The sequence below is a fragment of the Micromonospora sp. NPDC047465 genome, assembly GCF_040643125.1.
Lineage (GTDB): Bacteria > Actinomycetota > Actinomycetes > Mycobacteriales > Micromonosporaceae > Micromonospora.
In genome coordinates, this window is the sequence record NZ_JBEYTP010000035.1 from 34580 (window position 1) to 48789 (window position 14210).

A 14210-nucleotide genomic window follows, 5' to 3' on the forward strand; every position below is an offset into this window, starting at 1 on the left:
CCGCCGAATGGCCAGCTACTTGTAGAACTGCACAGAAACGGAGAGACGCGCCTATGTCTGTCGATTTCGTCGTGGCGACGCCGCATGATGCGGTGGAGTTCAACGATGTGTACCGGAACGTGACGGGTAGCGCCGGCTATCTGGCCTGCAACAACATCTACAACCGGGTCGTGCTGAACGAATGGTACGAGACCAACCCGTTTCCCGACCTGGCCACGCACTGGGAACAGTTGGACGGGTCGCGCCGGTGGCGCTTCCACCTCAACCAGGCGGCACGCTGGCAGGACGGCACGCCGCTGACCGCGCACGACGTCGTCTACACCCATCTGCACGCCAAGGAGATGGGCTATCAGGGCGCGATGTTCCTGACGGATGTGGAGACCATCGTCGCGGTCAACGACCACACCGTCGACTACCACCTCCACACTCCGAACGCCGGGTTCCTCGTCCTGCTCGGCAATTTCATCTTCGCGCACATCCTGCCCCGGCACCTGTACGAGGGAACGGACTGGGCGACGAACCCGCACAACCTGAAGCCGGTCGGCTCCGGCCCGTTCCGGCTGGCGGAATGGGTCCCCGGCGAGCACATCATCATGGAGGCGGTGAAGAACCACTGGGGCCCGCGACCGCAGATCGACCGGCTGATCCTGAAGATCGTGCCGGACCGGGACGAGTGCGTCCGGATGGTCGCCCGCGGTGAGGCCCACATCGTTCCCCAGGACACCCTCACCCGCGACCGGCTGGGCCTGGTGGAAGGGGTGCCGGGGGTCGAGATCCTCAAGCGGGAGGGTCCGGGCATGGCGCTGCTGGACTTCAACCACGGCCGCGAGTTGTGGCAGGACCGGCGGGTGCGTGAGGCGATCGCGTACGCGGTGAACCGGGAGGAGATCGCCGACCTGGGCGATCCGGGGGTCTCCCAGGCATGGGACCACTACCTGCTCGGATCCTCGTGGGCCTTCAACCCGGACGCCAAGGCGCCCGGTCACGACCCGCAGCGGGCACGCGCCCTGCTCGACGATGCCGGTGTCACCGTGGACCGGTCGGGAGTGCGGGCCCGGCTGTCGATGTTCTACATGGACATGTTCCACGGCCACAGGCCACTGGCCGAGCTGGTTGCGCGCCAGCTGGGCGAGGTCGGGTTCGAGGTGACCTTCGCCGGCCTGTCGTCGGTGGACTGGTCCCGTCAGGTACGCAAGCAACACGACTTCGACCTGATCATCGTCGGCGGGTCGATGGCGCCGGATCCGGAGATCACGGCGACCAAGTACTCCTCCGGCGGGCGGAACAACATGGGCCTGCACCGGAATGCCGACGTGGACGACGCCTACGCCGCCGCGCGGACCGCCGCGACGAGGAACGAGCGCCGCGAGCACTACCGGCGCCTGCAGGCGGTGTGGGCCAGGGACACCGAGTGGGTGCCGCTGTTCTGGTACGGCACCTACTACCCGCGTAGCGAGAAGTTCTTCGGCTGGGCCGACCAGATCGGGTTCTCCGTACCCTGGTGGCACTGGGGACGCATCAGGCCGGTCTCCTGACCGTCGACACGCCGCCCGACCTCAGGTCGGGCGGCGTGTCGACGTTGAGACGCTCCAGAGTCGTACCGGCGGTCAGAAGCTGCTGACCAGCTTCACGAATGCCTCGTCGATCTTGGCAGGGTCGGTGGCGTCGAACGCCTTGCCCGACGACGCCTTGGCGATCCGGTCCAGCGTGGCGAAGTCCGACTCCCGGTCGAAGGCGATGCAGAAGACCTTGACCGGGCGCCGCGGATCCAGGGCGACGTCGGCGAGCAGCCGGGCCAGGTCGTTGTCCCGGCCGTACTCGTTCTTGCCGTCGGTCAGCACCACGACCGCGTTGATTCGTTCCGGGTCGTACCGGTCGAGCAGGTACCCGTGGGCGGCCCGGACCGTCGCGTACAGCGCGGTGCCCCCCTCGACATGCAGGCCACCGATCCGGCGAGTGATCCGCTGCTGGTCGAAGTCATCGAGCCGGACCTCCTCCCGGTACGGGCCGTCGGGCCGCTTCGACGTCTCGGAGGAGAACGACCAGAGCCCCACCCGGTCCTCCGAGTTGAGCAGCGCGAGTCCCTTGGCCGCCGCCGCCGAGGCGACCTGGAAACGGGTACGGTCGCCGACTGCCGCGTCCATCGATCCGGAGGTGTCCAGCGCGATCAGGATGTTGGCCTTCTTGCGCAGCGTGCTCCAGCTGTCCAACATCGCGTTGACCACGGCCGGGTCCGGCGGCTCGAAGTAGGTCAGCCCGCCGGTGGGCTCGGTGCCGACGCTGGCGAGCAGTTCCGCCGGGGCCCGGCGTTCGTGGTCCCGGAAGCCGAGCCGGGCGAAGCTCCTCTGCTGGGCGTCCTCGGTCAGGAAGGCCAGGAAGTCCGCTGCCGCCACGCGTTGCCGTTCGTCGGCGGAGGGGAGCACCACGAACGGGTGGTCCAGGTTGAAGGTGCCCTCCTTCGGGTGAACGGCGACCAGCGGGACGTTCGGCCGCTGGCCCCGCTCCTGGCCGTCGTGCGTCGGGCTCAGTCTCCCCTCGTTGTAGAGGTGGACCAGTTCCTCCTGCATGACGATCGCGCTCATGTCGTCCGTGCTCCCGCCCCCGCCGGCCAGGTCGGCCTCGGCGAGGTCCCGCAGCAGGTCCACCACGTCGTCGCTGTAGTGCGACACGTTGGCCTCGATCCGCCGGACGAACTGGGTCACCTTCGGGTCCACCAGGTCCGACCGGGTCAGGTCGCTGGACCGCTGTGCGGCGGCGTAGTAGGTGGCGATGGTTGCCGCCAGTCCCGACGTGGAGAGGTTCGGGTTGTCCTTGCCGAAGGTGAAGCGGCCCCACTCCGGCTTACCGAAGCCGGCCCACCCCTCCCGCCCGGAGAGGCCGAGGATGTCCCCCCAGCCCAGCGCCCCGCGCTGGCGTACCAGTTCGCCCTTCGGCTGTCGCATCGCGATCACGAGGGGACTGTTGGCGATCGACGGATACCGGTCCGGGGTCTGCGGCGCTCGCCCGGCGGCCTGGTCGAACAACCGGAGCTGACCGGTCCACAGGCTCGACGTCGGCAACCAGACCTGCGGCTCGGGCAGGCCGACGCCGCTCCAGCCGGCGCCCAGCGCCTCGGCGGCCTTGCCCGAGTTCAGGGCACTCACGTGCACCTGGGCGCAGCCGCCGCCGTCGAGCGACCGGTCACTGCTGTTGTACCGCTCGGCCAACTCGACCAGCAGCGCCGCCTTCTCGGTCGAGGAGTTGACCTCGAGTTTGGTGGTGCAGTCGGCGCGGGGCCGGTTGGTGCCTGCGTCCCGCTGCCGGACCAGCAGAAACGCCCCGGCGATGACCAGCAACCCGATGGTGACGGCGGCGGTGTACGGCAACCACTGCCGTGTGTGCGGTGGGGCTGGGGCCATCGGAAATGTCCTCCTCGACGGGTTGACGGATAGCAGTCAACCTATCGGTTCAGCGCCACCGGGACGGCGCCGGACCCGGCCGTCAGGGGCGGTCGGAGCGGCCGCCGCCGAGGGCCGTCGCGACCAGCACCCGGACCAGGTAAACCACGACGAAGGTGGCCGTCCCGACCGCTGCGGCCACGCCCACCGTGCTCGACGCGACGTAGCCGGCGGCCGCGCCCCCGGAGCCGAGGACGATCGCAGTCGATACACCCCAGGCGTCGACGGACTCACGGCGCAGCCGCCGCCCCCAACCTTCGCCGGGGCGGGACGACGCGGCGGGTGTGTCCGACGTCGATGCCGGAGGTTGGTCCGGCGGCATCGGTCGGGTCTGCCTCGGTGCCACACGTGTCGGCTGGGCTTGCGGCGTCGCCGACGTGGGCAGCGGCTCGTTCGTCGTCGGCGCGCCGGCGGTGTCGTTGCCCATCTGGAGCAGGTTTTCCTGGCGGACCCGACCGCTGACCCGGACGTCCTGCCCGAGCAGCCGGATCAGCACCTGCTCGGCCGCCGGCCGGTCCGCTGGCTCCTTGGCCAGGCACTCCCGGATCAACTCCTCCAGGCCCGACGGGAGCGGCGGCAGGTCGGGCGGGTCGTTCAGGACCCGGTGCATGACCGCGAAGAGCGAGTCGTTGCCGAACGGTGGCTGGCCACTCGCGGCAAAGGCGATCGTGGCGGCCCAGGCGAAGACGTCGCAGGGCGGGGCGACCGGGTCGTTGCGGAATCTCTCCGGGGCCATGTACGCGGTCGTCCCCATCACCCGGCTGGTCACCGTCTCGGTGACCCCGAGTGCGCGGGCGATGCCAAAGTCGATCACCCGGGGGCCGTCCCGGCCGAGCACCACGTTGTCCGGCTTCAGGTCGCAGTGCACGACGTCGGAGCGGTGGATCGCGGCGAGCGCGGTGGCAGTGCCGACGGCGAGCCGGTGCAGCGCGTTGCCGTTGACCGTCCCGTGTTCGCGGACGTGCCGGTGAAGGGTCGGTCCCTCGATGAACTCGCTGACCACGTAGGGCGGTTCGCCGTCCACCTCGGCGAAGAGCACCTGCGCCGTGCAGAACGGCGCGACCCGGCGTGCTGCGGCGATCTCCTTCGTGAACTGCGACCGGGCCCGGGGGTCGCGCAGGTCGATGTTGATCATCTTGACCGCGACGCGGTGGCCCTGGTCGTCCTCGCCGAGGTAGACCACACCCTGCCCGCCCGCGCCCAAGCGGCCGACCAGCCGGTAGGGGCCGGCGGTGACCGGGTCATGCGTCCACAGTGGGGTCAGCCCCGGCACCGGTGCGCCGGCCAGTCCTGTCATCCCGACTCCATCAACGTCGTGTCCCGACCACCCGGCGGCGGAGGACACCGAGTATCGTGCCATGCCGGCACCGCCCAGCCGAGGCTGTCATCGGAGCGGCCGTCAGGAGCCTGGCATCATGGCCCCGTGCGGCGAGATCCGACCAGGCCACCGGCCTCCGTACTGGCGGGCGCCGACGTGGCGCTCGTAGGCCTGTTCTCGGCGAAGGACAATGAGTCAGGCCCAAAGCTCGACCTGCTGGCGGCTGCGGTGGAGGCACACGGTGGGCGGGTAGCGAGCCGGCACGTCCAGCGGCGGGGTGTCTCGCACGGCGGTGCGGCCAAGATGACCGAGCCGTTCTCGCGGCGCACTTTGCTCAGCGCCGGCAGAGCGCGCGAAATCGCGCAGGCGTGCCGGGCCGCAGAGGTCGACGTCGTGGTCTTCGTGAACCCGCTGACGCACCACCAACGCGCTGCCCTCAGCGACATGTTCGGGTGCTTCGTGATCAGCGGCGAGGACCTTTCCGCCCCCGGCCGGTGAGCGCCCGCACATGCCACGAGTCGCGCGCAGCCTTCAGGGAGGCCGCACGCCCTCCGGCGGGCTGATCGGCCGATCGGGTTCGTGATCCTCGGCCGGTGGAACCCGGTGGCTCAGCCAGCCTGGATCGACACCGTCAGGTCGGTGAAGGACGCGGGGCCGGCCCCGCCGGCGGTGTACGCGAGGAACGAGGCACCCTTGGTCAGCCCGACCACGAAACGCGGACCGCTTTCCGCAGTCGTGCCGGTCGTCGCGGTGGACTGCCCGGCGTCGGCGAGGTCGAGGGCGGCGTCGCGCAGCGCGTACGAGCCGAACACGTCGGTCGACGGCGGTGCCGCCGCGCGGTCGTGCGGCGAGGCGGGCGTGCTCGTCGCGCCCTTCGTGACCTGCCACCGGCCGGGATCGTAGCTGTCGCCGTCGGTGAGGTAGCTCCACCGGACACCGCTGATCGACCAGTGCCCGCCGACCGTGCCGACCTGGGCCGAGCGCAGGTCGAGGATCGACACCCCGTTCGTGCCGACGACCCGCGCGGTCTCGCTCGCCGTGCCCGCCCCGGTGACCACCAGCGCGGTGTTCTCACCCACCCCGTACACCCGGTCGTGCCCGGTGTCGGCGGCGAGCCGGAGCGACCGCCCGTTGCGGCCGCGCGCGTCGAAGTGGGTGTCGACGAGGCCGGAGGTGAAGAAGCTGAAGCCACCGGCGGGCCAGTAGCCGAGGATCTCGTCGGTGTCGTAGTAGCCGGTGCGGGCACCGTCGCGGATCCCGTAGTAGCTCGACCCGCCGGTGATCATGTCGGGGCCGGCGAAGATCTGCATGCCGGCGCTGGTGCCCGCGACCGGCGCGCCGGCCTGGAAGCGTTGCCGGATCGCGGCGAGTACCGCCCCGTCGGAGCCGTCGGCGTGGATCATCGACTCCACGTAGCGGAACTGGTCGCCACCGGCGAAGAAGAAGCCGGTCATCGACGCGGCCAGCGCGGCGTTCGCCGCATCGTCGCCACTGCCCTTCTTCTTCACGCTCACCGGGATCCAGGTGACCTCCGCCGCCCCGTACCGCTCGAGGACCTTGCCAACCTGGTTGGCGGCCCAGTGCGGCGACGCCGAGGACGCGCTCAGCACGCCGATACGCGCTCCGGAGCCACCGGCCTGCCGGACGAACTCCCCGTAGACGGCGCTGTTGTCGTCGGCGAGAGCACCGCCGATCAGCATGACCGCCCCCGGTCCGCTCGCCGATCCCGCGAGATCGGCGGACGCGGCTCTGCCGGGCAGGGCCGCCGCGGCCACGGTGATGATCAGGGCGGTGAGCAGCGGTAGAAACTTGGGCCGGGTCATGGCATCCGACGCTAGACAGCCACCTGACAGGCGTCAAGAACGCCGATGCCTGTTCGGCGACGCCTGCCTGCCACCAGGGCGGGCTGCGGCATGCCGTCAGGCAACGCGGATCGTCGACGTTGACGGCAAGCCGTGGCCGTTGGCGGTCGGGCCACCTAACGCGGAGTCGCGGTGGCGGAGACGGCGTTGGCGACGGCCACGCGGATCGGGTCCGGGTTCGCCCAGCTCCAGTTCGGGTGGGCGCGGTTTGTCAGGAGGACCAGGACCATCCGGCGGTCCGGGTGGACCACCAGGGAGGTGCCGGTGAAGCCGGTGTGCCCGAAGGTGCGGGGGCTGCTGAGCCTGCCCATGAACCAGGGCTGGTCGAGCACGACGCCGAGGCCGTGCGCGGAGGTGCGGTTGGGACGTTCCGGATCGACGGCGGGCAGGCCGGTGTTCACGTTGGTGAGCATCTGCCGGGTGATCTCTTCGGAGAGGATCCGGGTGCCGTTGTGGATGCCGCCGTTGAGCAGCAGCTGCCCGATGACGGCTACCTCGGCGGCGGTGCTGAAGATGCCGGCGTGGCCGGCGATTCCCCCCATGTGGTTGGCGACGTCGTCGTGCACCACGCCGCGGAGCAGCCCTCGGGAGGACCGCGCGTCCGTGGCGACGAGTCGGCTCGCCTGATCTGAGGCGCTGAGCCAGGTCCTGGGGTTGAATCCGGTGTCCTTCAGGCCGAGTGGCCCGGTCAACCCGGTTGTGAGGGCCCGGTCGAGCCGCTGCCCGGTGACCTTTTCGACCAGGAATGCGAGGACCATCAGGCCGACGCTGGAGTAGCGGAAGACCGTGCCGGGGATCGCGTCGCTGACCAGGGGAGTGGCGAGGACCGCCGCCCGGCGGGCCGCGTCGTCGGGCAGGCCGGCGACCTTGGCTCCGACGGGTAGGCCGCTGGTGTGCGCCAGCAGCATGGCGACGGTGACCCTGTTCTTGCCCGTGCCCGTGAAGCCCGGGAGGTAGTCGACCACGGGCGCGTCGAGATCGATCCGGCCCTTGTCGACCTGTTGCAGCGCGAGGATCGCGGTGTAGACCTTGGTGATCGAGGCGAGGTCGAAGATCGAGTCGTGCCGCATCGCGACCTGCTTGGACTCGGGCAGCAGCACCGGGCCCGCGTCGTAGCGCAGCGCCTTGCCGACCCACGCCCGCGCCGTGGTGGTGCCGTTCACCTGGCAGAGCGCGATCGCGCCCGCGTACGCCGGGTGTTCGGGGTTGACGCTGGTCGGGACGAGGTGGCGGTCGAGTTCGCGGAGCAGCCTGCGGTCGGCGAACGTGACGGGGGTGCCGGTGGTGGCTGGCGCCGCGGCCCTCGGAGCCGTATCCCGTCGTGCTGCCGGTCGCGGCGATGCGGCCGACGGGCTGGGGACGGAGGTGGGGCCGGCGGTGGCCGAACGGACCACCTCGCGGCAGCCGGCGAGGGTGGCGGCGGCGGCCGCGAGACCGGCGCCGAGCACGGTACGGCGGCGCAGCGACATGCGCGGCATCATGGCAGGTCAGCGTGACCGAATCCAGCTCGCCCGGCCGTGCCGAAGACTCAGCCCAGGAACAGCGGGGTTGACGAGCCACTGACCGCGGCCCGCCAACCCCGACACGCGCGTGGTTACTTGACGCCGCCGGCCCGGAATGCCACCCAGGCGTCGCTCATCCGGTCCGCCTGTCCCGGGGTGAACATGTTCATGCAGGCGTCCTGCGTGTAGTCCATGAAGTTGTGGATCGGGTCCAGCCCGGGTGCCGTGCAGGAGTCCGCGCCCACCGGGCAGTTGAACTGCGGCGCCGCCTCCCGCGGGGTGTCCGCGACGTAGTCGCCGGCAGCGGAGCACCCGTGCGCGAAGGTGTGCTCCAGCATCAGCCAGTGCCCGACTTCGTGCGTCAGCGTGTCACCCAGGGCGTACTTGCCCGCCGTTCCGCCCGGCATCGACTCGTCGAGCATCACCACGCCGTCGATGTAGTCCCGGCCGTTGTTGTAACCCTTCGGGAAGTACGCCCAGCCGAGGAGCCCGCCGCCGATGTTCGCCGCGTACACGTTCAGGGTGCGGGAGTCGCCGGTGTACAGCGCACGCTTCATGTCACGCTCGTTCTTGCCCGGCACGACCGTGTACCAGTCGCTGTTCACCGTCCACGTCGTGTCGACGAGCGAGAACCGGAACGGCGTGTCGGAGGCGTTCGCCGCGGTGCGGCCCGCGAACGAATCGTTGAGCACCGTCATCTGCGCCGCGATCAGGGTGTTCCACCTGTTCGTCTCGGCCGCCGTGAGGGGGTGGTCGGAGATCATGTGGAAGACCGTGGGCACGGTGACGCTGCCGTTGGACAGGCGCGGCGAATCCTTGATCACGCCGTAGGCGTTTGCCTCGTTCTTAGAATACAGCTCGGGCTCCTGCGCCGTGGCGCCCTCGCTCACCCGCGCCGCGCTGTGCCCCTCGGCACCCGGCTCGCACTCCGCGACACCCGCGGAGGCAGTCACGGACCCTGCCGTGCCCACCGCCGCGGAGGCTCCACCGGCCGCCAGGAACGTCGCCGCGGTAGCGGTCAGGACTGCCAGTTGGAACGTCAGTCTTCTGTGCATCGTTGCACCTTTCACGCATGGGGGATGGGGTCGTGGTGCGGGACGAACGAGGGTCGCCCCGACCAGCTCACAGACATCGTCGTCTCGGTATGAGAACACGCCGCCGGCGGTAACAACAGGCCCCAAGAGAGGGAGCATCGCCGGTCCGTCGGCGTTCGACGGCAGCATTCCGGCATCGAAGAATCAACGAATGGCCCTGTCCTAGCCCCGTGGCGACTGGTGGCGGCCGGGCTTCGTGGGCTGCTGCCGCCGGCCGCCATCGCCGGTCAGCCGCAGACCGGCCCTCGGACCTGCTCCACCAACCGCGTGACCAGGCCAAGCCCCCGCAGGGTTGGGTGTGGGCGGCGTCGTGTGGGCCGGCGGAGACGGAGACGCTGGCACCCGCCGGCCGCCCGGAGCGACCCGGCTGGCCGGGTGGTGTCTGTGTGCACCACAGACTGCTCACCCGGCGGCCCCGGATCAGGGCAGCGGGTCGGCGGTTCCGAGCGGCACCTCGGGCCGGCAACGGCGCAGCCGGGCCGCCGCGAGCCGCCCGCCGACGGCCAGCCCGTAGCGGTCGACGGCGGCCAGCCCGTACGCGCTACAGGTCGGGGTGTACCGGCACTGCCCGGGCCAGCGGTGCGACAGCCAGCGGCGGTAGCCGCGGATCGCGGCGAGACCGGCCCGGTCCAGGGTTCCCGGCCGATCGCCGACCGGTCGGCCCTGCCGGGCGGGCGCCAGGCCACCGGCGGCGCCCGCCAGGGCGGCCCCCAGGGTGAGCAGCGTGGAGAAGAGGCCGAGGTCGCAGCAGCCCGGGCTGCTGCAGGGGTCGTCGCCACAGGAGTCCAGGGCCCCCTTACGGCCCTTGCAGCCGGGTCCCTGACGACGGGAGCCGACCTTGCTGTGGCAGTGGCCCACGGCGTGGCAGTGGGCCGGCTTACGGCAGCGGCAGGGCCCCTGGCTCCCGGAGTGGCCGGCGCTGTTGATCGTCATGGGTGGGATCATGCCTGGTCGGGGCAAGACGTCCAGCCGGGGGATGCACCCGGAGCCTGTTGGTGGTGGCGGTCATCGGAGATCGACGTCGCCATGGGCCCCGTGCGGATGCGCGGGCTTGGACTCCCTACCGTTGGCCGCCTTCACCCCGCGCACCATTGCGCCGCCGTGGGGCCGCCAGGATCAGGACGGTCAGCACGAGGGCGGCGCCGAGGCCGAGACCGGCGGGCAGGGACAGGGACGACGATTCCCCGGCCCCGCCGTGTTGCTCGCCCTTGACGGGGACCACGGGGCGGTCGTGCTTCTTCTCCTCGGGTGCGACCAGGTGGCCGACGGACGCGCCGGCAGGAAGTGCGAAGCCCCAGTCGAGCAGCGCTGACGCCTCACCCAGACTCCCCAGCGGCGCGGTCTCCGCCCCGAGCAGGGTCACCGCGAGTCGTCGCCCGTTGCGTTCGGCTACGCCGACGTACGTCTGCCGAGCCAGGTCGGTGAAGCCCGTCTTTCCTCCGAGCGTCCCGGGGTAGTGGCCCAGCAGCGTCCGGTCATGGGTGATCTCGATTGCCGGGTTTCCCGGCCGTGCCGGTATCTGTGCCACCTCGGTGGCGATGTAGCGCCGAAAGTCCTCGCGGGCGAAGACGGATCGCGCGATCAGCGCGAGGTCGTACGCGCTGGTGTACTGGCCGGGGCCGTCCAAGCCGGAGGGCGTCGCAGCGTGTGTCTGGTTCGCGCGCAGCCGCTGCGCCTCGTCGTTCATCGCGTCGACTCCGCCCTGCCTGCCGGCGGCGCCGCCGCCGACGCGAGCCAGCACGTTGGCCGCGTCGTTCCCGGATTTGAGGAGAAGCCCCAGCCACAAGCTCTCGATCGAGTACCGGCCGCCCTCGACCACCCCCATCAGCGAACTCGCCGGATCGAGATCGTGCAGATCCGCCCGGGTCACCTGAACGACGTCGGCCGGATCGAGGCGGGACATCAGGGACGCCGCGAGTAGCAGCTTCTGCACGCTGGCTGGCGTTCGGTGCTCGTGGGGGCCGCACCCACCCAGGACCTCACCGCTGTTGAGGTCCGCCACGAGCCACGCGGTGGCGGTCACTGCCGGAGCTTTCGGCGCATCCGCGGGGACGGCCAGTCCCGGCGTCGCCAGCGCCTGCCCCCCGACCGCCCGCTGAGCGGGGTCAACCGGTGGCGGAGACGGCGTGGCGGGCGGAGGAACTGACGGCTTCACGGCGGGACATGGCACGTACGGCGTGGCCACCGCCGGCGTTGGTGTCACGATGAGCGCGCCAGCGGGCAGGACCAGGAGCGCGCTGAGCGTCATGGCGGTAACCCGAAAGTCAGTCACATTAACGTACGGTAATCGTCGCGGAGGCGGGTACGGTGCGATTGGAGAAAAGCACGTCGCGGTGACTGCGAGCAGCGGATCCATGTTTGCGCTGCGCAGAGGCGGGTAGCCTCCCGTTTCCCCGCCGTACGCCGCCGCCGGAGGCCGCCCTGCCCGAACCGGGCGGGCGCACCCGGGCGGCGGCTCGAGGGCCGGGTCAGCCGGTGCGGCGGGTGCGGGCCAGGGCCAGCCCACCGAGGACGATGCTGATCAGCCCCACCACCAGGGCCACGTAGGCTCCGCCGCGCCCGTTGCCGGTGCCGATGCCACTGTCGGAGGTTGCCACGACCACTCCACCGAGGGCGACGCCGATCAGCCCCGCCACCAGGGCCACGGTGGCTCCGCCGCGCCCGTTGCCGGTGCCGATGCGACTGGTGGGGCGGGCCAGAGCGAGCCCGCCGATGATCACGCCGATCAGCCCCAGCACGGCGGCCACGCTGGACCCGAGCCGCCCGGCGCTCATGGTGTAGACACTGGCGGCGACCGGCTGGGCCGAGACGTGCGCGGCCGCCGGTGCGGCAAGTCCGAACGCCCCGAGCAGGGCGGCTGCGGCGGCGGCAAGCATGTGGCGGATGGACATCGAGGATTCCTTCGGTCGCGTGACGGGTACAGGCGGCAGCGTATGTACCAGCGTGGCTCCGGGTCGTCATGCCGGAGTTGCCGATGGGCCTACCACCCGGGTTGTACGCGCTCGGGGCGTCGTACCGCTGCGGTTGTCTCCTCGTACGGCGCAACCGCACATTCGCTTTTGCCGGCAGGCCCGACGAGCCACACCGCCAGGCATCCGGCGGGCCCCGGAGGTTGTTGTCAGGAGCGGGCGAGCCAGCCGGGGACGGTCAGGCCGGACTCGTACGCGAGGATCACCAACTGGGCCCGGTCCCGGACCTGGGCCTTGGTCATGATCCGGCTGACGTGCGTCTTCGCGGTGGCCGGGCTCAGCACCAGCCGCGCCGCGATCTCGTCGTTGGACAGGCCGGCGGCGACCAGCGTCATCACCTCACGCTCCCGCTCGGTGAGCGCGCTCAGCCGCGGCCCCGGGTCCGGATGCGTGGCCCGGGCGGTGAACTCGGAGATCAGCCGGCGGGTGATCGACGGCGCGATGAGTGCGTCACCGCGCGCCACCACCCGCACTCCGTGGATCAGCTCCGCCGGTTCGGTGTCCTTGACCAGGAAGCCGCTCGCGCCGGCCCGCAGCGCGCCGTAGACGTAGTCGTCCAGGTCGAAGGTGGTCAGGATGACCACGCGGACATCGGAGCTAGCGGCGATCTCCCGGGTGGCGGCCAGGCCGTCCAGCACGGGCATCCGGATGTCCATGAGGACGACGTCCGGCCGCAGCTGCCGGGCGAGCCGCACCGCCTCGGCGCCGTCGGCGGCCTCGCCGACCACCTCGATGCCGTCCTCGCCGTCAAGGATGGACCGGAACCCCGCGCGTACCAGGGTCTGGTCGTCGGTGAGCAGCACCCGGATCACGCCGCGTCCCCCGGTCCCGATCGCAGCGCCGGCGCTCCCGCCGGCACCGGGTCGGGCCGCAGCGGGAGGCGGGCGCGCACCCGGAAGCCGCCGTCCGGCCCGGGGCCCGTGCTCAGCGAACCGCCCAACGTCTGGACCCGCTCGCCCATGCCGAGGATCCCGTTGCCGGGCGGGCCCGGTGCGCCGGCACCGTCGTCCTCGACCTCCACCAGCACGTCGTCGCGGTCGGGCCGGACTCGGATCACCGCGGCGGCCGCGCCCGCGTGCCGGGTCACGTTCGTGAGCGCCTCCTGGACGATCCGGTACGCCGCCAGGTCGACCTCCGGCGGTAGCGGACGGGTTTCGGTCAGCTCGGTGCGGATCTCCAATCCGGACCGGCCGGCCGCCGTGACCAGCTCGTACAGGCGATTCAGGCCCGGTGCGGGCGCGGTCGGCGCCTCGCCCTCCTGCCGCAGTATCCCGAGAGTCGTACGCAACTCGCGCAGCGTCTCCTTGCTCGTCTGTTTGATCGCGGTGAGGGCCTGCGTGGACCGGGCGGGGTCCGGCCGGTGCAGCGCGGCGCTGGCCTGCACGTTGATCAGCGAGAGGTGGTGCCCGAGCACGTCGTGCAGCTCGCGGGCGATGCGCAGCCGCTCCTCGGTGGCCCGGCGCCGCGCCTCCTCCTCCATCCGCTGCTCGGCGGCGAGCGCCCGGGCCTGTCCCTCGGCGAGGTAGGCCCGGCGGTTGCGGGTCACCCCGACGATGACCGCGATGACCCAGCCGGCGTGCAGCAGCGTCGCCCCGTTCGCACTGTTCGCCGTCCGGTTGTAGCTGTCCGCGACGGCGAAGGCGACCACCGAGGCGAGACCGAGCCCGATGGCGACCGCGAGGTGCCCCTCGTCGACGACGGTGTAGAGCGCCACGACGAGCACCAGCATGATCGGCCCGGGCCGGTGCAGCAACACTCCGTACGCGCCGACGGCGGCCAGCGCCACCACGCCCACCGCGACCGGATGGCGGCGGCGGACGTACAGCGCGCCGGAAGAGGCCAGCACGGCCAGCAGCGCCGCCCGTTCGGCGGCGGTGTCGATGCCACGCGACTGCACCACCAGGCCGACGAGGGCCACCAGGCCGACCACGAGCACCAGGGCGATGTTCGCCGGACGGCCCTGCCATCGCCACCTCGACATGCGCCGAAGCCTAACCTCCCGGCACCGGCCGGGAGAACATCCGACCG

Annotated in this window: 12 protein-coding genes; 2 read left to right on the plus strand and 10 right to left on the minus strand. The window is 71.4% G+C overall.

Annotated features, from left to right (window positions below; translation table 11 throughout):
* The first annotated feature begins 53 nt into the window (after positions 1-53).
* Positions 54-1535 (plus strand): ABC transporter substrate-binding protein, encoded by a 1482-nt coding sequence (locus tag ABZ793_RS26065; RefSeq protein ID WP_357461843.1) that lies wholly within the window; start codon positions 54-56, stop codon positions 1533-1535.
* Between the two features lie 72 nt (positions 1536-1607).
* Here the strand turns inward: ABZ793_RS26065 and ABZ793_RS26070 are convergent, their stop codons facing one another.
* Positions 1608-3398 carry an extracellular solute-binding protein gene (locus ABZ793_RS26070; RefSeq protein WP_357461844.1) on the minus strand — a complete coding sequence of 597 codons (1791 nt, stop codon included), beginning with the start codon at positions 3396-3398 and terminating at the stop codon, positions 1608-1610.
* An 82-nt stretch (positions 3399-3480) separates the two neighbouring features.
* On the minus strand, positions 3481-4734 hold the full coding sequence (locus ABZ793_RS26075) for a serine/threonine-protein kinase (RefSeq protein WP_357461845.1): 1254 nt from the start codon (positions 4732-4734) through the stop codon (positions 3481-3483).
* Positions 4735-4860: 126 nt separating this feature from the next.
* Between ABZ793_RS26075 and ABZ793_RS26080 the strand changes: the two genes are divergently transcribed.
* Positions 4861-5253, plus strand: a complete 393-nt coding sequence (locus tag ABZ793_RS26080) for a hypothetical protein (protein WP_357461846.1) — start codon at positions 4861-4863, stop codon at positions 5251-5253.
* Between the two features lie 110 nt (positions 5254-5363).
* Here the strand turns inward: ABZ793_RS26080 and ABZ793_RS26085 are convergent, their stop codons facing one another.
* From ABZ793_RS26085 to ABZ793_RS26120, 8 genes are all read right to left on the minus strand, one after another.
* Entirely contained in the window at positions 5364-6578 is a 1215-nt protein-coding gene (locus ABZ793_RS26085) for a cyanophycinase (protein ID WP_357461847.1), read from the minus strand.
* A 155-nt stretch (positions 6579-6733) separates the two neighbouring features.
* Positions 6734-8086: a serine hydrolase domain-containing protein gene (locus ABZ793_RS26090; RefSeq protein ID WP_357461848.1), complete on the minus strand. Its 1353-nt coding sequence runs from the start codon at positions 8084-8086 to the stop codon at positions 6734-6736.
* Positions 8087-8211: 125 nt separating this feature from the next.
* On the minus strand, positions 8212-9174 hold the full coding sequence (locus tag ABZ793_RS26095; RefSeq protein ID WP_357461849.1) for a zinc metalloprotease: 963 nt from the start codon (positions 9172-9174) through the stop codon (positions 8212-8214).
* Between the two features lie 459 nt (positions 9175-9633).
* On the minus strand, positions 9634-10146 hold the full coding sequence (yidD, locus tag ABZ793_RS26100) for a membrane protein insertion efficiency factor YidD (RefSeq protein WP_357461850.1): 513 nt from the start codon (positions 10144-10146) through the stop codon (positions 9634-9636).
* A gap of 127 nt (positions 10147-10273) precedes the next feature.
* Entirely contained in the window at positions 10274-11461 is a 1188-nt protein-coding gene (locus tag ABZ793_RS26105; protein WP_357461851.1) for a D-alanyl-D-alanine carboxypeptidase, read from the minus strand.
* A gap of 220 nt (positions 11462-11681) precedes the next feature.
* Entirely contained in the window at positions 11682-12104 is a 423-nt protein-coding gene (locus tag ABZ793_RS26110; protein ID WP_357461852.1) for a DUF6223 family protein, read from the minus strand.
* Positions 12105-12331: 227 nt separating this feature from the next.
* Positions 12332-12994 carry a response regulator transcription factor gene (locus ABZ793_RS26115; protein WP_357461853.1) on the minus strand — a complete coding sequence of 221 codons (663 nt, stop codon included), beginning with the start codon at positions 12992-12994 and terminating at the stop codon, positions 12332-12334.
* Positions 12991-14163, minus strand: a complete 1173-nt coding sequence (locus ABZ793_RS26120) for a sensor histidine kinase (RefSeq protein WP_357461854.1) — start codon at positions 14161-14163, stop codon at positions 12991-12993. Before ABZ793_RS26120 ends, ABZ793_RS26115 begins: the two co-directional genes overlap by 4 nt.
* Between the last annotated feature and the right edge of the window lie 47 nt (positions 14164-14210).

Coding starts and splice junctions, on each gene's coding strand:
- ABZ793_RS26065 (WP_357461843.1), top strand. CDS start 54: ATGTCTGTCGATTTCGTCGTGGCGACGCCGCATGATGCGGTGGAGTTC.
- ABZ793_RS26070 (WP_357461844.1), bottom strand. CDS start 3,398: ATGGCCCCAGCCCCACCGCACACACGGCAGTGGTTGCCGTACACCGCC.
- ABZ793_RS26075 (WP_357461845.1), bottom strand. CDS start 4,734: ATGACAGGACTGGCCGGCGCACCGGTGCCGGGGCTGACCCCACTGTGG.
- ABZ793_RS26085 (WP_357461847.1), bottom strand. CDS start 6,578: ATGACCCGGCCCAAGTTTCTACCGCTGCTCACCGCCCTGATCATCACC.
- ABZ793_RS26090 (WP_357461848.1), bottom strand. CDS start 8,086: ATGTCGCTGCGCCGCCGTACCGTGCTCGGCGCCGGTCTCGCGGCCGCC.
- ABZ793_RS26095 (WP_357461849.1), bottom strand. CDS start 9,174: ATGCACAGAAGACTGACGTTCCAACTGGCAGTCCTGACCGCTACCGCG.
- yidD (WP_357461850.1), bottom strand. CDS start 10,146: ATGACGATCAACAGCGCCGGCCACTCCGGGAGCCAGGGGCCCTGCCGC.
- ABZ793_RS26105 (WP_357461851.1), bottom strand. CDS start 11,461: ATGACGCTCAGCGCGCTCCTGGTCCTGCCCGCTGGCGCGCTCATCGTG.
- ABZ793_RS26110 (WP_357461852.1), bottom strand. CDS start 12,104: ATGTCCATCCGCCACATGCTTGCCGCCGCCGCAGCCGCCCTGCTCGGG.
- ABZ793_RS26120 (WP_357461854.1), bottom strand. CDS start 14,163: ATGTCGAGGTGGCGATGGCAGGGCCGTCCGGCGAACATCGCCCTGGTG.